Origin of the sequence: Bacteroides caecigallinarum, from assembly GCF_016901995.1 — a bacterium.
GTDB lineage: Bacteria > Bacteroidota > Bacteroidia > Bacteroidales > Bacteroidaceae > Phocaeicola > Phocaeicola cellulolyticus.
Genome location: NZ_JACJLE010000007.1, coordinates 44,887 through 65,059 on the forward strand (window position 1 = coordinate 44,887; position 20,173 = coordinate 65,059).

Annotated in this window: 19 protein-coding genes and 1 pseudogene; 15 read left to right on the forward strand and 5 right to left on the reverse strand. The window is 38.0% G+C overall.

Annotation, left to right across the window (positions count from 1 at the left end; all coding sequences use genetic code 11):
- Positions 1 to 7 precede the first annotated feature (7 nt).
- The 5 genes from thiH to H6A61_RS03115 all read left to right on the forward strand — a co-directional run bounded on the left by thiH (position 8) and on the right by H6A61_RS03115 (position 5,355).
- Positions 8 to 1,144 (forward strand): 2-iminoacetate synthase ThiH, encoded by a 1,137-nt coding sequence (thiH, locus tag H6A61_RS03095; protein ID WP_204390861.1) that lies wholly within the window; start codon positions 8 to 10, stop codon positions 1,142 to 1,144.
- A gap of 75 nt (positions 1,145 to 1,219) precedes the next feature.
- The gene (locus H6A61_RS03100; protein WP_204390862.1) at positions 1,220 to 1,912 is read left to right on the forward strand and encodes a HesA/MoeB/ThiF family protein; all 693 of its coding nucleotides are present in this window, start codon (positions 1,220 to 1,222) and stop codon (positions 1,910 to 1,912) included.
- Positions 1,913 to 1,970: 58 nt separating this feature from the next.
- Positions 1,971 to 2,579: a thiamine phosphate synthase gene (locus H6A61_RS03105; RefSeq protein WP_204390864.1), complete on the forward strand. Its 609-nt coding sequence runs from the start codon at positions 1,971 to 1,973 to the stop codon at positions 2,577 to 2,579.
- Between the two features lie 90 nt (positions 2,580 to 2,669).
- On the forward strand, positions 2,670 to 3,611 hold the full coding sequence (locus tag H6A61_RS03110; protein WP_204390865.1) for a ribose-phosphate pyrophosphokinase: 942 nt from the start codon (positions 2,670 to 2,672) through the stop codon (positions 3,609 to 3,611).
- A gap of 112 nt (positions 3,612 to 3,723) precedes the next feature.
- Complete coding sequence (locus tag H6A61_RS03115; protein ID WP_204390867.1) at positions 3,724 to 5,355, forward strand: B12-binding domain-containing radical SAM protein; 1,632 nt, start codon at positions 3,724 to 3,726, stop codon at positions 5,353 to 5,355.
- 70 nt (positions 5,356 to 5,425) lie between these two features.
- Here H6A61_RS03115 and H6A61_RS03120 read toward each other — a convergent pair whose 3' ends face one another.
- Complete coding sequence (locus H6A61_RS03120; protein ID WP_204390869.1) at positions 5,426 to 5,767, reverse strand: hypothetical protein; 342 nt, start codon at positions 5,765 to 5,767, stop codon at positions 5,426 to 5,428.
- A complete protein-coding gene (locus H6A61_RS03125) occupies positions 5,760 to 6,074 on the reverse strand; it encodes an FtsB family cell division protein (RefSeq protein WP_154044395.1) in 315 nt (104 codons plus the stop codon). Before H6A61_RS03125 ends, H6A61_RS03120 begins: the two co-directional genes overlap by 8 nt.
- Before the next feature lie 129 nt (positions 6,075 to 6,203).
- Between H6A61_RS03125 and H6A61_RS03130 the strand changes: the two genes are divergently transcribed.
- The 4 genes from H6A61_RS03130 to H6A61_RS03145 all read left to right on the forward strand — a co-directional run bounded on the left by H6A61_RS03130 (position 6,204) and on the right by H6A61_RS03145 (position 9,088).
- Complete coding sequence (locus H6A61_RS03130) at positions 6,204 to 6,428, forward strand: DUF3791 domain-containing protein (protein WP_154044394.1); 225 nt, start codon at positions 6,204 to 6,206, stop codon at positions 6,426 to 6,428.
- Complete coding sequence (locus H6A61_RS03135) at positions 6,425 to 6,910, forward strand: DUF3990 domain-containing protein (protein ID WP_204390871.1); 486 nt, start codon at positions 6,425 to 6,427, stop codon at positions 6,908 to 6,910. Before H6A61_RS03130 ends, H6A61_RS03135 begins: the two co-directional genes overlap by 4 nt.
- Positions 6,907 to 7,125: a hypothetical protein gene (locus tag H6A61_RS03140; RefSeq protein WP_204390873.1), complete on the forward strand. Its 219-nt coding sequence runs from the start codon at positions 6,907 to 6,909 to the stop codon at positions 7,123 to 7,125. Before H6A61_RS03135 ends, H6A61_RS03140 begins: the two co-directional genes overlap by 4 nt.
- Positions 7,126 to 7,267: 142 nt before the next feature.
- Complete coding sequence (locus tag H6A61_RS03145; RefSeq protein WP_204390875.1) at positions 7,268 to 9,088, forward strand: DNA polymerase III subunit gamma/tau; 1,821 nt, start codon at positions 7,268 to 7,270, stop codon at positions 9,086 to 9,088.
- Positions 9,089 to 9,178: 90 nt separating this feature from the next.
- Here H6A61_RS03145 and queF read toward each other — a convergent pair whose 3' ends face one another.
- The 3 genes from queF to H6A61_RS03160 form a co-directional block, all read right to left on the reverse strand.
- Positions 9,179 to 9,634 carry a preQ(1) synthase gene (gene queF, locus H6A61_RS03150; RefSeq protein WP_204390877.1) on the reverse strand — a complete coding sequence of 152 codons (456 nt, stop codon included), beginning with the start codon at positions 9,632 to 9,634 and terminating at the stop codon, positions 9,179 to 9,181.
- A gap of 175 nt (positions 9,635 to 9,809) precedes the next feature.
- Complete coding sequence (queC, locus tag H6A61_RS03155; RefSeq protein ID WP_204390923.1) at positions 9,810 to 10,469, reverse strand: 7-cyano-7-deazaguanine synthase QueC; 660 nt, start codon at positions 10,467 to 10,469, stop codon at positions 9,810 to 9,812.
- A gap of 8 nt (positions 10,470 to 10,477) precedes the next feature.
- On the reverse strand, positions 10,478 to 11,164 hold the full coding sequence (locus H6A61_RS03160) for a queuosine precursor transporter (RefSeq protein ID WP_204390879.1): 687 nt from the start codon (positions 11,162 to 11,164) through the stop codon (positions 10,478 to 10,480).
- A 177-nt stretch (positions 11,165 to 11,341) separates the two neighbouring features.
- On the opposite strand from H6A61_RS03160, the pseudogene H6A61_RS15895 reads away from it, so the two are divergent.
- The 6 genes and pseudogenes from H6A61_RS15895 to H6A61_RS03185 form a co-directional block, all read left to right on the forward strand.
- Positions 11,342 to 11,752, forward strand: a pseudogene (locus H6A61_RS15895) (AAA family ATPase); the annotation flags it as partial.
- A 269-nt stretch (positions 11,753 to 12,021) separates the two neighbouring features.
- Entirely contained in the window at positions 12,022 to 12,225 is a 204-nt protein-coding gene (locus H6A61_RS03170) for a helix-turn-helix transcriptional regulator (protein WP_204390883.1), read from the forward strand.
- A 59-nt stretch (positions 12,226 to 12,284) separates the two neighbouring features.
- Positions 12,285 to 14,042, forward strand: coding sequence for an MrcB family domain-containing protein (locus tag H6A61_RS03175; protein ID WP_204390885.1), 1,758 nt, complete (start codon positions 12,285 to 12,287; stop codon positions 14,040 to 14,042).
- Between the two features lie 25 nt (positions 14,043 to 14,067).
- Positions 14,068 to 15,999 carry a DUF2357 domain-containing protein gene (locus tag H6A61_RS03180; RefSeq protein WP_239469079.1) on the forward strand — a complete coding sequence of 644 codons (1,932 nt, stop codon included), beginning with the start codon at positions 14,068 to 14,070 and terminating at the stop codon, positions 15,997 to 15,999.
- Between the two features lie 15 nt (positions 16,000 to 16,014).
- Complete coding sequence (locus H6A61_RS15900) at positions 16,015 to 16,272, forward strand: hypothetical protein (RefSeq protein WP_239469080.1); 258 nt, start codon at positions 16,015 to 16,017, stop codon at positions 16,270 to 16,272.
- A 16-nt stretch (positions 16,273 to 16,288) separates the two neighbouring features.
- Positions 16,289 to 20,122: a hypothetical protein gene (locus H6A61_RS03185; protein WP_204390887.1), complete on the forward strand. Its 3,834-nt coding sequence runs from the start codon at positions 16,289 to 16,291 to the stop codon at positions 20,120 to 20,122.
- Positions 20,123 to 20,173 lie beyond the last annotated feature (51 nt).

Below are 20,173 nucleotides of genomic sequence, written 5' to 3' on the forward strand. Positions count from 1 at the left end.
ATCCAACATGTTTAGTGACGAACTTGAAAAAATAAGCTGGGAGGAAACAACCAAAGCCATCTACTCCAAAACCGAGGCAGACGTGATACGTGCCCTCGGCAAGAGTCGCTGCGATGTAGATGACTTTATGGCACTCATCTCTCCGGCTGCAGAAAAATTTCTTGAACCGATGGCGCGACTCAGCAAGAAATATACTGAAGAACGTTTCGGACGTACAATGTCTATGTTTATACCATTGTATATAACAAATTCATGTACAAACTCATGCGTGTATTGCGGATTCCACATCAGCAACCCGATGGCACGTACCATACTTACACCTGAAGAAATTGAGAACGAATATAAAGCCATAAAGAAACTAGGCCCGTTCGAAAATCTGCTTATCGTAACAGGTGAAAATCCGGCAAAAGCAGGTGTACCATACATAGCCAAAGCACTTGACCTGGCTAAACCTTATTTCTCTAATCTTAAAATAGAGGTGATGCCTCTAAAGGCTGAAGAATATGCCGAGCTGGTAACACACGGATTGAACGGAGTTATCTGTTTCCAGGAAACATACAACAAAGCCAGATACAATATCTACCATCCAAGAGGTATGAAATCGAAATTCGAATGGCGTGTAAACGGTTTTGACCGTATGGGACAGGCAGGTGTTCACTCCATCGGTATGGGTGTACTTATCGGACTGGAAGACTGGCGTACAGACGTAACCATGATGGCATATCACCTACGCTATCTGCAGAAACATTACTGGAAGACAAAATACAGCGTGAACTTCCCGCGTATGCGTCCTGCAGAAAACGAAGGTTTCCAGCCTAATGTCATCATGAGTGACAAGGAGCTGGCCCAGGTTACTTTCGCCATGCGTATATTCGACCACGATGTAGATATCTCCTACTCTACACGCGAGCCGGCACATATCCGCGACAACATGGCTTCGCTAGGTGTTACAACCATGAGTGCAGAAAGCAAGACCGAACCCGGAGGTTACTACACATATCCTCAGGCACTTGAGCAATTCCATGTAAGCGACGAACGCACAGCCGTAGAAATAGACAAAGCTTTAAAAGCATTGGGACGTGAACCGGTATGGAAGGACTGGGATGCATCGTTCGACTGCATAAAGACAGGAAAGGCTGTCTGATTACGCAAATTCAGTACCGACGGCTTCGATATAATATATCCGATGCCGCCGGTATTTTTTTACTTTAATATAAAGATGGAAAGATACAACAGACAAATCATTCTACCGGAATTAGGAGAAAACGGGCAAGAGAAACTAAAAAATGCCAAGGTACTTATTGTAGGTGTTGGTGGTCTTGGTTCGCCTATAGCATTATATCTTACAGGTGCAGGAGTGGGAAACATAGGTCTGATAGACGATGATGTGGTGAGCGAGAGCAACCTGCAAAGACAAGTCCTGTATTCCGAAGCCGAAGTAGGAATGCCGAAAGCCATTCAGGCACAGAAAAGACTGAATGCTCTGAACAGTCAGATAAAAATAGATGCATACAACACACGTCTGACAAAAGAGAATGCCAAAGAGATAATCGGCAAATACGATATAGTGGTTGACGGATGTGATAATTTCAAAACCAGATACATCATAAATGACACTTGCGTCAAGCTTGGGAAAACATACGTCTATGGTGCAATTAGAGCTTTCGACGGGCAGGTATCCGTGTTCAACTACCAGGGCGGGAGAAACTATAGAGACCTGTTTCCCGATGAAGAAGAAATGCTGTCGATGCCAGCCCCTCCAAAAGGAGTGATCGGAGTAACTCCTGGCCTGGTCGGCTGCGTGCAGGCAAACGAAGTAATCAAGATAATCTGCGGTTTTGGCGAAATTCTTTCGGGCAAACTATGGTTTATTGACCTGAAAACACTGCAAACAAATACGATTTTACTGTAAAGATTAGGAATATTTCATTTTGGTTACTAACTTTGCACTCAGATTTAGTGGTACACACATGAAACTGATATTGATAACTACTCCAGAATATTTTGTAGAGGAGGACCAAATACTAAATGCACTCTTCGAAGAAGGGTTAGACATATTACATCTTCGCAAACCCGGAACAGAAGCGGTTTACGCAGAAAGACTGCTTACACTCATCCCGGAAAAATATCATAAGAAAATAGTTATACACGACCATTTCTACTTATGCAACGAATATAAGTTGAAAGGTATTCATCTGAACAGCCGCAATCCTATTGCCCCGGACAATTATTCAGGACATATAAGTGCTTCTTGTCATACTCTTGAAGAAGTACAGGAGGACAAAAAGACTTGCGACTACGTGTTCCTTAGTCCGATATTCGACAGTATTTCAAAAGAAGGGTATTCATCTAAATTTACACCGGAAACAATACGTGAAGCCGTTAAAGCTGATATTATCGACAAGAAAGTCATTGCTTTAGGAGGTATAGACGAGGAAAATATCCTAAGAGTTAAGGATTTCGGATTTGGAGGAGCTGCTATTTTGGGTGGACTTTGGTCGAAATTCAATCATAACTTTGACAACAATTATCAAGAACTTATAGACCATTTCAGGAAATTGAAACGCCTTGCAGATTAATACTTATTGTATTTTTCCTGCAAAACGTTTGCCTTACTTATATAAATGGTATAACTTTGCAAACAAATCAAGGCAATATATCTATTTACAATGAACGTACAATCACCTTTTAAAGTATTCTCTGGTACAAACTCGAGATACTTGGCAGAAAAAATCTGCAACAGTTTAGGATGCGAACTTGGTAACATGAACATTACACATTTCGCAGATGGAGAATTTGCAGTTTCTTATGAAGAGTCAATCCGTGGTCAGCACGTGTTCCTCGTTCAGTCAACATTCCCTAATTCAGACAATCTTATGGAATTGCTCCTTATGATTGATGCTGCTAAGCGTGCTTCTGCAAAGAGCATTATCGCTGTTATTCCTTATTTCGGATGGGCTCGCCAGGACCGCAAGGACAAACCACGTGTTTCTATTGGTGCTAAACTTGTAGCAAATCTTCTTAGTGTAGCAGGTATCGACCGTCTGATTACAATGGACCTTCATGCAGATCAGATACAGGGATTTTTCGATATTCCTGTTGACCACTTGTATGCATCTACAATATTTGCTCCATATATCCAGTCTTTGAATTTGGAAAACCTTGTAATTGCTACTCCTGACGTTGGTGGTTCTAAGCGTGCAAGCACATATGCTAAATTCCTCGATGTTCCTTTGGTTCTTTGCCACAAGACTCGTGAAAAAGCAAACGTTGTAGCTTCTATGCAGATTATCGGTGACGTAAAAGGAAAAGATGTCGTTCTTGTTGACGATATGGTTGATACAGCAGGTACAATTACAAAAGCTGCTGACATCATGAAAGAAGCCGGAGCAAATTCAGTTAGAGCTATCGCTTCACACTGCGTTATGTCAGGTCCTGCTTCTGAACGTGTACAGAACTCTCAGTTGGAAGAAATCGTATTTACAGACAGTATCCCTTACGCAAACCGTTGCGCTAAGGTTAAACAGCTTTCAATTGCAGACATGTTTGCTGAAACTATCCGTCGTGTGATGACTAACGAATCAATCAGCTCACAATACTTGATTCCTTAATATTCCGCACGATAAAAAAATATAAAGCGAAGAATCATAAAGCCTTATAAAACGGCTTATTGTGGTTCTTCGCTTTCTTTTGTAATATATTCTTACTCTCATTCTTTAATATATGAAATTACTCTGGTTGGATTTAAACAGTTCGTATGCACATTCATCACTTGCTCTGCCGGCTCTGCACGCCCAGATGGCAGACGATAAAAGCATCGTTTGGATTAAGGTTTCGGCTACTATAAACGAAAATCCGGGAATGGTGGCAGAACAGATCTATAAACACAAGCCTGATATCGTTGCATCCACATGCTGGCTCTTCAACCACGAAGCGCTAATGCATATCACATGCCGGGTGAAATCGCTGCTGCCACAATGCCGGATAATCCTCGGAGGTCCGGAGTTTCTAGGAGACAATAAGAAATTCCTGATAACTAACGATTTTGTTGAGGCAGTTTTCAGGGGTGAAGGTGAAACCGGATTCAAGCAGTGGATGAAGCATTTCGACAATAAGGAGGAATGGAAGGACATTGCCGGACTATGCTATATGGATGATAATGGAGAATACCACGACAACGGTATTGCAAGGGTAACGGACTTCACTGCACTGGAATATCCTGAAAGGAGCGAACTGTTCAACTGGGACAAACCATTCGTACAACTGGAGACAACCAGAGGATGTTTCAACACTTGTGCCTTTTGCGTCAGTGGAGGCGACAAACCTGTAAGAAACCTAAGCATAGACACAATCAGAGAAAGGATAGAAATCATTCATAGTCACGGCATTAAAAACATAAGGGTGCTTGACCGTACTTTCAATTACAATACCAGATACGCGAAAGAACTTCTTGCTCTATTTCGTGAGTATCCGGACATGAATTTCCATCTTGAAATCCATCCGGCATTACTGTCAGACGAACTGAAAGCAGAATTGATGTCAATGCCTAAAGGACTTCTGCATCTGGAAGCAGGAATACAAAGTCTGAGGGAAATAGTGCTTACCACAAGCCGACGTGCCGGAAAACTTGAAGATGCGATGAAAGGACTGAAATTTCTGTGTTCACTAGAGAATATGGAAACTCATGCAGACCTTATCGCAGGATTGCCTCACTATCATCTGAATGAGATTTTCGAAGACGTACGCACACTTGCAGGACTTAATGCAGGAGAAATTCAGCTGGAATCACTGAAACTGCTTCCGGGAACTGAAATGAGAAGAAGAGCTGAAGAGCTAGGAATAAGATATTCTCCCCTGCCACCATACGAAGTACTCGAGACGAACGATATTACATCTGACGAACTACAGACAGCCAGACTTCTTTCACGCCTTTTGGACGGTTTCTACAATGCCAAGGCATGGCAGAGACTTACACGCCGACTGATAGTAGAGAACGAAGACTTCCTGTATAGTTTCCTTGAACATCTCACAAACATCGGAGTGATAGACCAGCCTATGGGACTGGAAAGAAGAGGAATAATTCTTTACAAGTTCTGCAAGAGTAATTATCCGGAATACACATTGGATGCCACTCAGGCATGGATAGAAGCAGGAATGTCGCTCAAGAAAGAACCTGCAGAAGCGATAAGAACAAAACATGTCACACCGCCAGATTCATGGGAAGTCGCCTACGGAACATACGACGAACATCTGCGTCTGTGCAAACTGCCTGTTAATGATAACGACCATTATATATGGTATGCCTTCAATCCTGACGAACAGGGAGGTATCCCTATATTCAAGGCAACAAACTGATATAAAATTCGAGAGCCGCTCTACACAATACTTGCATAGAACGGCTCTTTAATATTTTCTGAATGTCATGTTATTCTTCTTTCTTCTCCTCGTACGGGATACGATATGCTGTATATAGTTCAAGCACTGCTGCTACACTCAGACATAAAATCCATTCGTTATGATGCCACACAATCATCATTACACCCGCTATAACAAGCAGCATAGCCCCTATCAACTGCTGACGTTTCAGTCGTTTTAGAACTATATTCTTACCGAAGTATCTTCCTGTCTTTGTCTGGATCCACCCGAACATCAGTGCCCCGACAATGTAAATATACGGTGCATATTCAAACTTTACGAACTGCAATATCAGTCCAACAAACAACACCACTGCACCAGCAACAGCTATTATATTATCCAGTTTATTCATCTTCCAAATCCTGCTCAAAAATAAATATATCTTCGTTTTCCTTCTTCATCATGTATTTTTCGCGCGCCACTTTCTCCAATGCCTCCGGATTGGTTGAGATTTCTTTCAGCAACTTGCTATCCTCCTCAAACTGCTTTCTATAATGCCTGATTTCAGTATTCAGTCTGTTTATTTCAGCACGATGTTCCAAACGGCGGATCCAGCTGTTCTCATCCAGAACACCAATTATCAGCACAAATACAGCCAATGTGACACCGTATTTGTGAAGTCGCACAAAATTCCATATATTTTCCAGCTTCTCTTTCATGACAAAGAATATTTAGTGGTGCAAATATAAGAATAAATGCTGTAAGCCCCAATTCTTTCATATAGCATAATGAATTGTCGGCAGAAATAATTATCTTTGTCATAATAATTATAGTAGTGAAATATAAACATGAGTACCGAAGCACGTGATAAAGCCGAATATATAGTAGCTCTCATCTCAGAGTTTGCTAAAGCCAAGCACCTTTCCGAAAGTCAGGCATACCGTTACCTGCGTCGGTTTGATGCTATACGCTTTATCAATATGCATTATAAGATTGCCCACACTTTAAGAATGGAGGATGTATTGGATGATATCACAGCATATTGCAAACGCCACGGAGGGGCGATAGCATGAAACTTTATCATGGTTCCACTGTAGATATTACTAATATTGACCTTTCAAAATCAAAGCCAAATAAAGATTTTGGCAAAGGATTTTATCTTTCTGACAACAGGCAACAAGCATACAACATGGCAGCATACAAAGCTATGCAGCTGGATATGGAACCCGTTGTAAACATATTTGAATTTGATGAAAGAATACTAACCAATAATTCCCATGGTTTAAAAATCAAATGTTTCAAAGAATACGATGAGGAATGGGCTAATTTTATTTTCGAAAACCGCAACAATGTAAATTCAAATGTCCCCGTTCATGATTACGATATAGTTTATGGTCCAATAGCAAATGACCGTGTAGGTTTACAGATACGTAATTATATGGAACATAATATTGATTTACAGACTTTCCTAGAACGGCTAAAATACATGAAAGGTATTACTTTCCAATATTTCTTCGGAACAGAACGTGCTATTAAATTCCTGAAAAAGTTATGACAGATATTGAATATATGACTGAATGTATGACAAAAGACCTTATTCTATTGTTAATGGAACGACGGAATATGGATTTGGAAACGGCATTGGATATTATTTATACATCCGACACCTTTCAAAAATTGAAAGACAGCAAAACAGGACTATATTTCCAAAGCCCGTTGTATGTTTATGATTTCCTCGAAAAAGAAATAGAAACAGGACGTATGTCTTAATTTGGCTGTTAAAAATATATCTTTATAGAACAGTCTGCTACTCGGAATTAGAAGTTGAAAACATTATTTTCACTTTGTACTTCACTCGGTTTGCATTATCTTTGTCATTAACTTAACAAAACAAGAAAAACTAATCCTGATTATGGACAACTATATTGTATCAGCACGTAAATACCGCCCTGCCACATTCGACACCGTAGTAGGACAGCGTGCACTCACAACGACTCTGAAGAATGCCATTGCCAACAACAAGCTGGCCCACGCCTATCTTTTCTGCGGACCGCGAGGAGTAGGAAAAACCACATGCGCACGTATTTTTGCAAAAACCATAAACTGTCTGTCACCGAAACCTGATGGCGAGGCTTGCAACGAATGTGAATCATGTAAGGCATTCAACGAACAGCGTTCATACAATATCCATGAGCTGGATGCCGCCTCTAACAACTCTGTGGAAGATATCCGCTCGCTGATAGAGCAGGTACGCATCCCGCCACAGATAGGCAAATACAAGGTATATATCATCGACGAGGTACACATGCTGTCAACGGCTGCCTTCAATGCTTTTCTGAAAACACTTGAAGAGCCGCCTCATCATGCCATATTCATCCTTGCCACAACAGAGAAACATAAGATTCTGCCTACAATCCTTAGCCGATGTCAGATATATGACTTCAGCCGTATCAGCGTTACTGATACAGTGGAACATCTTCAGGGAGTGGCACAGAAAGAAGGTATAGACGTTGAACCTGAAGCACTGACCGTAATAGCACAGAAAGCAGACGGAGGTATGCGCGACGCCTTATCAATCTTCGACCAGGTGACAAGTTTCTCAAACGGACACATCACTTACAAGAGTGTCATCGAAAACCTCAACGTACTTGACTACGAATATTATTTCAAACTGACAGACTATATTCTGGAAAACAAGGTTTCGGAATGCATGCTTCTGTTCAACGAGGTATTGAAGAAAGGATTCGACGGCAATCACTTCATCACCGGATTGAGTTCACACTTCCGCGACCTGCTTGTGAGCCGCGACGAACAGACACTGCAGCTTCTGGAAGTAGGTGCCTCAATAAGAGAAAGATACAAGACTCAGGCACAGAAATGCGAACAGAAGTTCCTCTACAAGGCAATGAAGCTGTGTAATGACTGCGACCTGAACTACAGACAGAGCAAGAACAAGCGACTTCTGGTAGAGCTGACACTGATACAACTGGCACAGATTACATCCGAAGAAGACGATATCAGCAATGGGCGTAGCCCTAAAGTGATAAAACCTATCTTCAACCAGCAGACTGCTCCGGTAGCAACGCAGCAACAACCTGTAGCCCAGCAACCGGTACAAGTTCAGAACGTACAACAACAGGTACAGCAAAGCACTTCAGAATCTCAACCACAATACGGCAATAACCCTGCACAACAGCAGGTACATAAGCTACCCGACGGACTAAAAGTTACCCAAGAGAAGAAAATACCTGTAGTAAAAGCGGGAATACTCGGACCGTCAATAAAGAAAAGGCCACAGCATCAGGAGGAAGCTGCCGCACAGAAACCTGCAGCACAAGTTCAGCAGATAGAAAAGGAATGGGAAGACTACGATGTGTATGAAAAAGACCTGAACTACTACTGGAGAGAATTTGCAACCCGTCTTCCTAAAGAAGAAGCTGCAAATGCAGGACGAATGATGAACATGTCGCCGAAACTTCTTAACGACCAGACTACATTCGAAGTGGCGGTAGATAACGAAATGGTTCAGAAATATATGCTGCAACTGGCACCACAGATAGAGAATCACTTGAGGGAACAGCTTCACAACAGAAAAATCAAGATGACTGTACGCGTAAGTGCAGCCGATGAGAATATCAGAGCCTACAGCCATGTGGAACGCTTCCAGATGATGAGCAAGAAAAACCCTAATTTGCTGAAACTGAAAGAAGAATTTGGACTGGAGTTATCATAAAAAACATTTATAAAAGCGAAACAGCTTCATAAACATTCAACTCAGATTGATAGTTTATGAAGCTGTTTCTTTTTGGTTTATACTATAAAATTATAAATCGTGATTGCGCATACGGTACTCAGCCAGTTCCTCATACTTCGTTCCCGGACGTCCGTAGTTACAGTAAGGATAAATCGAAATACCTCCGCGCGGAGTAAATATACCGGTCACCTCGATATACTTAGGATCCATCAGTTTGATAAGGTCCTTCATGATTATATTCACACAGTCCTCATGAAAATCTCCGTGATTTCTGAAACTGAACAGATAGAGTTTCAGACTCTTGCTTTCCACCATCTTCACGTCAGGCAGATAGCTTATACGGATTTCAGCAAAGTCAGGCTGTCCGGTGATAGGACAAAGACTTGTAAACTCAGGGCAGTTGAAACGTACCCAATAATCATTCTCCGGATGCTTGTTTACAAAAGCCTCAAGTACCTCCGGAGCATAGTCCTGACGATAGACAGTGCTACCGCCAAGCAGCGTCAGTTCTTCTTTTCTTTCCATTGTATATATAATTTTTCCTTTTATACGATATAATATCCGCAAACAATTATCTCCACACGTTCGTGTGGAGTACTCGACACCCTCGTGTGGAGAACTCGACACGGCCGTGTGGAGATCTCATCACGTACGTGTGGAGATAAATATCCTTTATCTGAAAACTGCAATAAAAAGCAGATTATTTATTTTTCGAGCTCAAATACTTTTCAAGTCCCTCGCGACGTAACTTACACGCCGGGCAATGTCCGCATCCGTCGCCCTGCACCCCGTTGTAGCATGTCAGAGTTTCGTTTCTTATCAGATCAAGCACTCCAAGCTCGTCTGCCAAAGCCCATGTCTGAGCCTTGTCTATCCACATCAGCGGAGTGTGAATCACGAACTGCTCGTCCATTGCAAGGTTGAGAGTGACGTTGAGCGATTTGATAAACGAATCCCTGCAGTCGGGATAACCGCTGAAGTCTGTCTGCGAAACTCCTGTAACCAGATGACTGATGCCATGCTCACGCGCATAAACGGCAGCTATACTGAGGAAGAACAGGTTTCTTCCCGGCACGAAAGTATTTGGAAAAGAATCTTCAGGCTTCTCCTCGTCCATCACGATGGAAGTATCAGTAAGAGAATTCTTGCCAAGATGACCGATGAACGATACATCCATTGCGTGAAAATGCACTCCTGCCCTTTCGGCAATCCCTCTCGCCAGTTCCACCTCCTTTACATGTTTCTGACCATAGATGAAAGTAAGCGCATAAACTTCCTTGAAATGTTTCTTTGCCCAAAACAGGCAAGTAGTAGAATCCTGGCCGCCACTGAACACTACCAGTGCGGCCTCATTATTCATAGTCATAATCAAATCTCCTTAATTTTCAGTACATTATACGAGATATTCTCATCATACACATCGCAATCATCTACACGCTTGATGTAGTTCACTACCCTGATAGTCACAGGGAGAATGATGATTTCATAAAGCGTTTTCAGAACTACCTGTACAACCATCATTTTCAGCAACTCGTTCACAGGCATCAGTCCACCGAAAGCCAACGGGAAGAAAATGATTGAATCGGCACCTTCACCAGCCAAAGTTGAAACAATGGCACGGGCAGAGAAGTTCTTTCCGTGTGAAGCTATCTTCATCTTACTCATAACGAAAGCATTGATGAATGAACCTACAAGGAAAGCTGTCAAGCTGGCAGCCGCGATACGCGGAGCAAGACCGAACACGAAATCAAATGCCTGTTCGCCTTCCCAGAAAGGAGCCGCAGGAAGAGCCACTGCCACTTTACCTAAGGCTACTACCATGAAGTTCATAAGGAACCCCATCCAAATGATAAGACGCGCCTTGCGGAAGCCCCAGACTTCGGCAATACAGTCATTGATAATGTAAGAGATTGGAAAAACTATCAGTCCGGCAGTTACGGAAATCGGACCGAATTGTACGACTTTGGCCTCTAAAAGATTGGCTGCCACGAGGCAGACACAAAAAACAATACCCAAGACCATGAAAGGTACTGATACGAGATTTTCTTTTTTCATCGTTCCTGTTTTTTACGTGGTGTTCTAGAATACACGGCCGCTATTCACGGCATCGCATGTTAATGATCTCTGTTTTTAATTCGAGCGCAAAAGTACTGAGTATTTACGATATATGCAAGGAAAAGTTATGTTTGTGAATGAATATGAGTATAAAATTGAGAATAGCTGTATAAATATCGTGATACAAATGTCATTGCGGATAAGTTTACCCAATTGGAATACATGTAGATACTGATAAATTCCTGCCGGGCAAAAAACATAATATCAAACGGAAGCGATTTCTTTCTATACCACATTCTATAATTTGAACTGAGGAGAATACGGAAGGATACCTGTTGAGGAGGTGACCAACAGGGTAAATAGTACCCTCGAAAAGTACACTGTAAACAAAAAAGTTCGGTGATAATGCAAAAAGCTTCGGTGAAAACCTTCGGTGATTTGCAGAAATCTTCGGTGAAAAGGTTCGGAGACAATTCTAAATGTTCGGAGAGAAAGTTCGGAGAGAAAGTGAATAAGCCTAAAAATATTGGAGAAACAGCACAGAAAATTATTAATTTCGTCATTTCCTATCCCTATATATCAGTCGAAGTCTGTTCAATCAGCGGAATGTGTAAAGCCGAATAGTGAACCAACTGTTAAAGTGTAAAATAGATTAGTTAATCGCACTCAAATCTGACAACCATTTTTAGAGATAGTCACAGTACGCAATAAAATCACGCATGATTTATAAGTACTATTGAAATATATTCCAATATAAAGTCGTTTTACGACACATATTTGGCAGATAATCATTATAATCAGAATAGATTTTTGATTATAATGATTATCTTTGTTCTTGAAAACATATTTTAGAACGTATGAACAAAGATATTAATCGTTTGAAGGTGGTTTTAGCAGAAAAGAAACGTACTAATAAATGGTTAGCGGAACAATTGGGTAAAGATCCGGGAACTGTTTCGAAATGGTGTACAAACACTATGCAACCAAACCTAGAGACATTAGTCAAGATTGCAGAATGTTTAGATGTAGATGTGAAAGATTTACTTTGGTCAATAAAATAATAGCCCGTAATTTCTATATTTAGTAACGTAAGGAATAATTTAAGTATTCAAAAGAACCTATGATAATAAATGATATAAATTTCCTTTTCCGCAAAGTATTTGCAAAAGCGGATTCTTTTAATCATGCAGAAAAAACTTCTGATATAGATAAGGAAGCCAGTGATATTATATGTCATCAACTTCCCTCAATATTCAATAATTTTTTAGGTAAAGCTTCAATCAATTATACAATAAAAGGATCTGTAGGAGTAGGAAGAGCTACAAAAACACCTTGGATTGCTATTATGGATAAAGATATAACTCATTCCACCCGTGAAGGTGTATACCTAGTATTCTTATTATCAACAGATTATAAACATGTATATTTAACTCTAAATCAAGGAACAACTGTCCCTGGCCAATTTGGACCAAGACTGGGAATAAAGGATATAACCAAAAATACTCTACTTATCAGAGGCATCTTAAATAAAAGGAATGAAATTTTAAAGCAAGATGGAAATGCAAATATTGCCGATGAAAGATATAAGGCTGGAGCAATTTATTATACATTGTGGAATATAGAAGATGAAGAAAAAGGTCTTAAACTTTTAAACTTATATCTTGAAATTTATCAAGAATATAAAGAAGCAAAATATTCAGAAAAGACTCTTATGACAAATAATATAAATAAAGGTACCATTGTTGACACAAAATTTCGCTCATATATTACTGCCATCAAAACAAAGCCTTTCCTTTTGCTTGCTGGAATATCAGGTACAGGTAAAAGTCGCATTGTTCGTGAACTTGCCCGTGCTTGTTGGAATGAAGATTCTATTGAATACAAAGCCCAGAAACCTAAGAATTTTGAGATAATTCAGGTTAAACCTAATTGGCACGATTCAACTGAACTTATTGGATATGTAAGTCGTGTAAGTGGAACTCCCGTATATGTAATTGGAGATTTCTTAAGATTTATTACGCAGGCATGGGAAAATTTAGATGTACCTTATTTTCTTTGTCTAGATGAAATGAATCTTGCTCCAGTAGAACAATATTTTGCAGAATTTCTTAGCGTAATAGAATCTCGCAAAAGTAATGAAGACGGAACGATCACAACCGATCCTATCCTAAAGAAAAGTACGGAAGATTGGTATCGGGTATTGACTGCCGAACTCACAGGAGGCAATGAAACGTTAAGGAAGCGATTTTTGGAAGAAGGCATCACAATTCCACAAAATCTAATTGTAATGGGTACGGTAAACATGGATGAGACAACTTTCTCTTTCTCCAGAAAAGTTCTCGACCGTGCCATGACCATAGAAATGAATGAAGTAGATTTGTATGCCGGACTGGACAGTAAATATGAGCGTATTGGCAAATTAAATAGTGACATGCTTATTGGTACAGCCGTAGAAGGTGTGGATGTGTATGCAGATAATGAGGAAGTTTGCAATAAGGTTTTAAGCTATTTGCAGGCTGTAAATGATGTACTTAATGGCACACCATTCAAGATAGCCTATCGTACACGAAACGAGTTCTTGCTTTATGTGGTAAACAATTTACCCTACAACTTGGATGAAAAAGGAAACGAATTCAGCGAAGATGAGGTCATTGCAATAGCATTGGACGAAATAACAAGCATGAAAATTCTGTCTCGTATTGAAGGTGATAATACAAAGTTCAAAGATTCATTTTTTGAAAAGCTGATGACTACCATCGAAACACAATTATTGATATTGACCGGAGAAGAAAAGAAAATTGAATCTATTTCTGTTGCCAAACTGAAAGATATGAAAGAACGATTAATATCATCCGGTTATACAAGTTTCTGGAGCTAAAACTGGAAAATATATGTAAGAGAAAATGGAACTGCTTACTATAAAACATCAGGATTTTGAAATGATTGTCGAATGTACAAAATTCGATAACATTTGGAATAAGGCAAAGAATAATGTGGGAGAAGAAAACTTATACTCCACTTATTCTTGGTCGGAAGGAGTTATGTCTGTTATTTTAAGCAACCATATCGGTGAAAAAGTTACGATTGAAAATAGCCAACAAGCCCCTGCTGTATTTTTTGATAATACAGATTATCCTATTTGGATTGAGTTCAAGGACTATGTGAAGAAAGCACAATTTGGCTCCATTCTTCAAAATGAAAATGAGAAATTCACTTTTCGAAGACAAATATTAGCCGGTTTCCTTAATTATGGCAATGAAGTTGGACGCAGTGAGATACAAATCATATATCAAGCAGGAACAGAAGTCCGTAATTTTGCCTTTTCTTTTGAAGTGTTAAGCACAAAGCTTAATTATCACGAGCACTGGAAAACTATTATAGAGGATATTGAGCAGGAGTACAGAATGCTTTCGCTGGATTATATGCGAAGAACATTCCATGGTTTTTCTCCAGATATAAGTGGTGAAACCCCGGAAATAATTTGGTGGAGTGTCTTCGCCAACGAACAAAAGAAATTTATCCAAGCATGCAAAAACATCATTGACCGCCCAAGACACCGTTTGAATGAAAAGGCATCATATAAACGTGCGGACAGATTGACGTTTATCCCATCTTGTATAGAAAACGAACTTGCAGAACATAGAGCTGACAGCTCGCATTTATATCGTGTAGAAGAATCTGTACGGACAAATGATACACAGGAAAATAGATTTTTGAAATTTGCACTTATTCAAATTACAAAAAAATACGAGGCCCTGAAAAAGCGTATCGAAGTGATAAAGAATGCGTCTGATGTAATGAAAGAGGATATGCAAGCTACATTAGCAACCCTGAAACATTTACAACATAATCCCTTTTTCCGTACAATTGGAATTTATAAAGGTCTGAGCCAAGAAAGTCTGGTTTTGCAGAAGGCTACCGGATATAGTCAGGTATATCGCACATGGAGTTTGCTACAACGTTCTTATTCTCTGAATGATGGCATATATCGTTTACAAACCAAAGATATAGCAACACTTTACGAGATATGGTGTTTCATAGAAGTAAGTCATATAGTAAAAGAAAAGTTACATTTGTCTGATGAAGATATAGACCATAGAAACCGTATAGAAATGAATGGTTTATTTACATGGGACTTGGGTAAAGGAGAGCATTCACAAATTCTTTTTAAGAAAGACAATGTAGAACTGGCTGAACTCATCTATAACCCCAAAAGTTCGGAACGTGAAAACAGCTCTGTTGGCATAACGGATTGGGTTGTACCCACCGTTCCTCAAAAGCCGGATATTGTGCTGCAACTTACAAAGAATGATTTACAAGAAGGTATGAAAATTACTTACTTGTTTGATGCAAAATATCGCATTGACGGGAAAGATAGAAATGGTGTAGATGTTCCACCAGAAGATGCAATTAACCAAATGCACAGATACCGTGATGCTATCTATTACAAAGATCACAAATCAGAGGCATTGAAAAAAGAAATTATAGGAGGCTATATTTTATTCCCTGGCGATGGGGAATCTAAATATTTTGCAGATTCAAAATTTCACAAGACTATAGAAAGTGTAAATATTGGCGCTTTCCCTCTTCGCCCCAAAGACAAGTATAACCGATTACTTTTGGAGCAATTTATTGAACAGCTCATTAATATGAAATCGCATGAGACCATTTCCAATGTGATACCACAAAAGGGAACATTTGTAGAAGTCGGAAATAGAGTTCTCATAGGTCTTGTCACAAATAGCAGCCGTAAAGGATATTTGCAAAGTTTTAAGGATGGTAATGCCACATTCTATTATACTGGCAGTCATTTTCCTACTACTATTGCCCTGTAAAATCTACATTACTTCATGCCTTACTTTAAAGGAGAAGGAATTTGTGATGTCTATGAGATAATAAGCATTAGAACTATCAAGTCAAGCGAAGCTAAACAAATAGAAGGAGATGAAGATACTAATGACCTTCGTCTTGCTTTTGGATTGCGATACATTCGTAAACAATATGATAGCATTCAGTCCATAAATACAAGTAAGATGATAAATCACACGTTTATTGATACGACTTTTGATGAACTGGATAAAATTATTATAATGGATAAAGAATTATAAATTGTCAAACAAAGTTATGGCAGTAAGTGATACAATAAGAGGATTTAGGACTCAATTTCTATACACAATACACAGAGTAATAAACGATTGTGATTCTAGTTTGATATATGATCCTGAAGGAATTGAGGATTTAGATATAAAAAAGAATGGAGTTACTATTGAAACTATTCAAATAAAGAACTATAATAAAAAAATACAGCCATCAGATTTAACTTCACCAGCAGGTACAACATCTTTTTTTAAGCGTGCTATTAATACTCTGTCAAGAAACAATAATGCATACATACACTTTGTTTCATTTGGAGAGGTGGGTAATTATCTTCAAAACGCATCGTCACTGTATGAATTTCTGAAGCATAACAAGGACAAAGAACTAAGAAATAATGCTAAACTTCTGTCTTCACAATACAAACTAAGTGTTGTTGACGAAAATACTTTGTATAATGAAATTTCTACAAAACTAAAAGTTCAATTTCCTATATTCAATCCAGATAAAGAAATAAAGTACATGCTTCAATGGGTAAGTGAAAAAGCCGAAAGCCATAACGATTTTACATATGAAGAATTTATAAAAGAATTACAATGCTATCAAGCTTTTGAGAACAGACAGAAGGTTGCGTTGAGTGAACTTGGTATTCGTATAATCCCTCTATTTGAGCAGTCTCTTCATCTTGATACGAACGTCCTGAAGCAGCAATTCTATTCTGGCGTTTCTGTATCATCATGTCACATTGCCAATGACTTAGATATAATTAGGTCAGAGAAAAATAATGCAATACATAATTCATTCAAAGAGAAAAATGTTGTTATCATTAATGGAGCTTCAGGACAGGGAAAAAGTACTTTGGCCTATCGTTATATTAAGGACAACTGTGCATTAGCCTTTGAGATAATGTACTGTGATATGTATAGTTTGTCTAACTTACGAGCTACCCTAACCGAATTGTGCACAGGATTAACTGTACCAGTTACGTTGTATTTCGATGCAAAACCAGCAGATGATTCTTGGATTTTGTTAGTTAAAACTTTTAGTGTAGTTAAAAATGTACGCTGCTTGATTTCACTTAGAAATGAAGACTGGAATCAATATCGTTCTAGACTAGGAAGTGAAGTCATGTATAAAGATATAGAAGTGACACTTAACAAAGCAGAAGCGCAACTTATTTATAAAGCATTGTGCCAGCATAACAAGGGAATAATTGTTGATTTTGAGTCTTCTTGGGATAAACTTGGAAGCAATGTTCCATTACTTGAATTTGTATATTTCATTACTCAAGGTCAAGCTCTAAAGGACAAACTTACATCGCAATGGAATTTATTATCACAAAATGAAAAAACTGTATTTGAAAAAATTATTACCGTTAATTTCTTCGGTGGTAAAATAAAACGAAAGTCCAAAGTTTTGCTGGAACATGGTTCATATTCTAATGTTCAAAATGCTATTGAAAAATATATAGGAGAATTTTTTGTTGAAAACACTAATGGATTTTTATCAGAAGTCCACCCAATCAGGACTAGAATTTTGATAGAATCAATTTATGGAAATGATAGCGATACAATGATAGAAAACGCCTTATCTTTTTATTTCAAATCAGAAATAAACGATGCTCATTTGTATTTGCTCAATCTTTACAGAGAAGGAATGGATACAAACCTGTTGATTTCTTTTGCTACCAATGAACCAATATTACCGGCAAAACAATTTGCAGGTATTGTTCGTGCTCTAATATGGAAAGGAACAGAAGAATATTTCAGCGAAAACCGCCATTTGATAGATCTGCTCAAAGAAAAAAGTGGTCCTATTTGGGAATTACATCTGCCCATAAACTTTACAGAAATAAACATTAAGCAAAGTTTAGTTAATCTATTAAAATATTGCCATGAGGCACCTGATGTATCTAATATAGTTGATTCATTTCCTTCTCAGTATCAAATATTCCGCAGTCTAAATAATTTTATCAGCAACAAATTCACTGTCTCTTGTTCTTCTAATTCTGATTGGATAACTTTATCAGATGCTTTGTATCGTATAAGTCTAGGGCATTCATCTTCATGTATTAAATTAAAAGGAGAAATAGAATCTACACTTTTAACTACAGCTGAAATTTCATCTATACTTCTTGGATTGAAATCATTAAAGATAAAAGAAGATTGTTGGAATGCTCTTGAAAAACTTTTTATTAAGAAACTTAGAATAGAACAACTAATAACCAACTTTTGTATTTCGGATAGAAGTATTGAAGCAACTTGTTATCTTGACTATATTGGAAGAAATGATTGTTTGACAAATCATCAGCTGAAAGATTATTCAACAAACTCATATTTAGTCAGAATTATAGACCTGTTAAGAAGAGCGTTCCCAGACAAGGAAAGGTATCATGTAAAACTAGGTAAAGATGATTTGTCAGATATGATTATTGATTCAGAGAAAAACATTCAGAAATCAAATCTGCCAATAGATGCTATGTATGAAATTAGAGCATGCATTGTTAATCAATATAAGAATAAAATTGGCATACCTGACAAAAAGAATTATGCTTCAAGACTCATGTCAATGCGAAAAGAAATAGTAACTGCAAATCAACGATTAATAAATGAAATAGCCACGTTTCTAAAAAAAGGAAAATTTAATCTTGAGAAACTTGATGAAGCATATAAACTTTGTGTTTCTTCTACGAGCAAAGAAATTCCAGAACTATCTTTCATTTTTTCCAACGAATTTGGTTATGGAATAACAGATAGTTCCGATTGTGGAAAAAACAGTTCATGGGATGTATTTGTAAAACCTATAAAAGATTATGTGTCAAACCTTTTAGGATTCTATCGCCAAATTCCTACAGTTGTATTGAAAAAGGATAGCAATAAAATGCCATCAAAGGCTTGCTTGTTCGAGGCACTGATTGCAACAAAGATGATGCAAACAAAGTTCAAAGAAAAGTTGTCGGATTATTTTTCTGACAGTAAAGAAATTACATTGTTGGACGAAAAAGAATACAACTCAATTCTATCATTATTGGTTCTTTGGGAAACATTATGCCGCAACATTACCAATGTAACTATTGAGTCTCAGATGGCAAGGTATAAACAATTAGAGACAAATCTACCAAAAAACATAGTAAATAGCATTAAAAATGATTTCTTTAATGAAGAAATAAATTGTACCATAAATAAAGATAAGCAGAATCTCAATATCATAATTGAATTCCACGACATTGAAGAATATAATAGAGCTTGCATATGCATTGATGACATTTTGACGGATGCACTTGGGAAATATGATATTTACACAAGTCAAGAATATATTATAAGACAATCAATAACAGCAATGTCAATACAATTCTTGTTTGTTGAAAAAAACGGTAATAAACATAGAATCTCATCCTTTGTTCGTAATTATAATGTACAATATTTATTGAGGACTAAAGTAAATGACAATTCATTTTATCCCAAATATATTTCTGAAAAACAAGGAAGTGTCAATGCTACGCTTTTATACTATGAGGAAACAATTTCTCTAGCTACTAATATTTTATTAATTGGACATCAAATTATAAAGATGAATCAAGCGGTTTTAAAGACAGATGACTTGGGACAACAGGTCATCAATCTATATATAGAAAGATGCCTTACCGAATTCATGAAACACAAATCTATGATTTTTTTATTTAAAGACAGATTGTCAGAATTAAATAATGTTTTACTTATTAATGAACTACATAATCTAATTCGTATTATGGAAGATATATACAATTCTAAATGTTGGATTAATTTTGTGAATGAACTAGACAATGTTGTACAATCCATTTTAAATAGAGATATAGAAATTCGTTTATATTTGATACAAAACTAAAAAGTGTTTGCTTTAAGTGATTTAACTATAAGATATTAAAAAAATAGGAAT

Excerpts from the sequence above, each read along its gene's own strand:
- thiH (WP_204390861.1), top strand. The coding sequence starts at position 8 with ATGTTTAGTGACGAACTTGAAAAAATAAGCTGGGAGGAAACAACCAAA.
- H6A61_RS03100 (WP_204390862.1), top strand. The coding sequence starts at position 1,220 with ATGGAAAGATACAACAGACAAATCATTCTACCGGAATTAGGAGAAAAC.
- H6A61_RS03105 (WP_204390864.1), top strand. The coding sequence starts at position 1,971 with ATGAAACTGATATTGATAACTACTCCAGAATATTTTGTAGAGGAGGAC.
- H6A61_RS03110 (WP_204390865.1), top strand. The coding sequence starts at position 2,670 with ATGAACGTACAATCACCTTTTAAAGTATTCTCTGGTACAAACTCGAGA.
- H6A61_RS03115 (WP_204390867.1), top strand. The coding sequence starts at position 3,724 with ATGAAATTACTCTGGTTGGATTTAAACAGTTCGTATGCACATTCATCA.
- H6A61_RS03120 (WP_204390869.1), bottom strand. The coding sequence starts at position 5,767 with ATGAATAAACTGGATAATATAATAGCTGTTGCTGGTGCAGTGGTGTTG.
- H6A61_RS03125 (WP_154044395.1), bottom strand. The coding sequence starts at position 6,074 with ATGAAAGAGAAGCTGGAAAATATATGGAATTTTGTGCGACTTCACAAA.
- H6A61_RS03130 (WP_154044394.1), top strand. The coding sequence starts at position 6,204 with ATGAGTACCGAAGCACGTGATAAAGCCGAATATATAGTAGCTCTCATC.
- H6A61_RS03135 (WP_204390871.1), top strand. The coding sequence starts at position 6,425 with ATGAAACTTTATCATGGTTCCACTGTAGATATTACTAATATTGACCTT.
- H6A61_RS03140 (WP_204390873.1), top strand. The coding sequence starts at position 6,907 with ATGACAGATATTGAATATATGACTGAATGTATGACAAAAGACCTTATT.
- H6A61_RS03145 (WP_204390875.1), top strand. The coding sequence starts at position 7,268 with ATGGACAACTATATTGTATCAGCACGTAAATACCGCCCTGCCACATTC.
- queF (WP_204390877.1), bottom strand. The coding sequence starts at position 9,634 with ATGGAAAGAAAAGAAGAACTGACGCTGCTTGGCGGTAGCACTGTCTAT.
- queC (WP_204390923.1), bottom strand. The coding sequence starts at position 10,469 with ATGAATAATGAGGCCGCACTGGTAGTGTTCAGTGGCGGCCAGGATTCT.
- H6A61_RS03160 (WP_204390879.1), bottom strand. The coding sequence starts at position 11,164 with ATGAAAAAAGAAAATCTCGTATCAGTACCTTTCATGGTCTTGGGTATT.
- H6A61_RS03170 (WP_204390883.1), top strand. The coding sequence starts at position 12,022 with ATGAACAAAGATATTAATCGTTTGAAGGTGGTTTTAGCAGAAAAGAAA.
- H6A61_RS03175 (WP_204390885.1), top strand. The coding sequence starts at position 12,285 with ATGATAATAAATGATATAAATTTCCTTTTCCGCAAAGTATTTGCAAAA.
- H6A61_RS03180 (WP_239469079.1), top strand. The coding sequence starts at position 14,068 with ATGGAACTGCTTACTATAAAACATCAGGATTTTGAAATGATTGTCGAA.
- H6A61_RS15900 (WP_239469080.1), top strand. The coding sequence starts at position 16,015 with ATGCCTTACTTTAAAGGAGAAGGAATTTGTGATGTCTATGAGATAATA.
- H6A61_RS03185 (WP_204390887.1), top strand. The coding sequence starts at position 16,289 with ATGGCAGTAAGTGATACAATAAGAGGATTTAGGACTCAATTTCTATAC.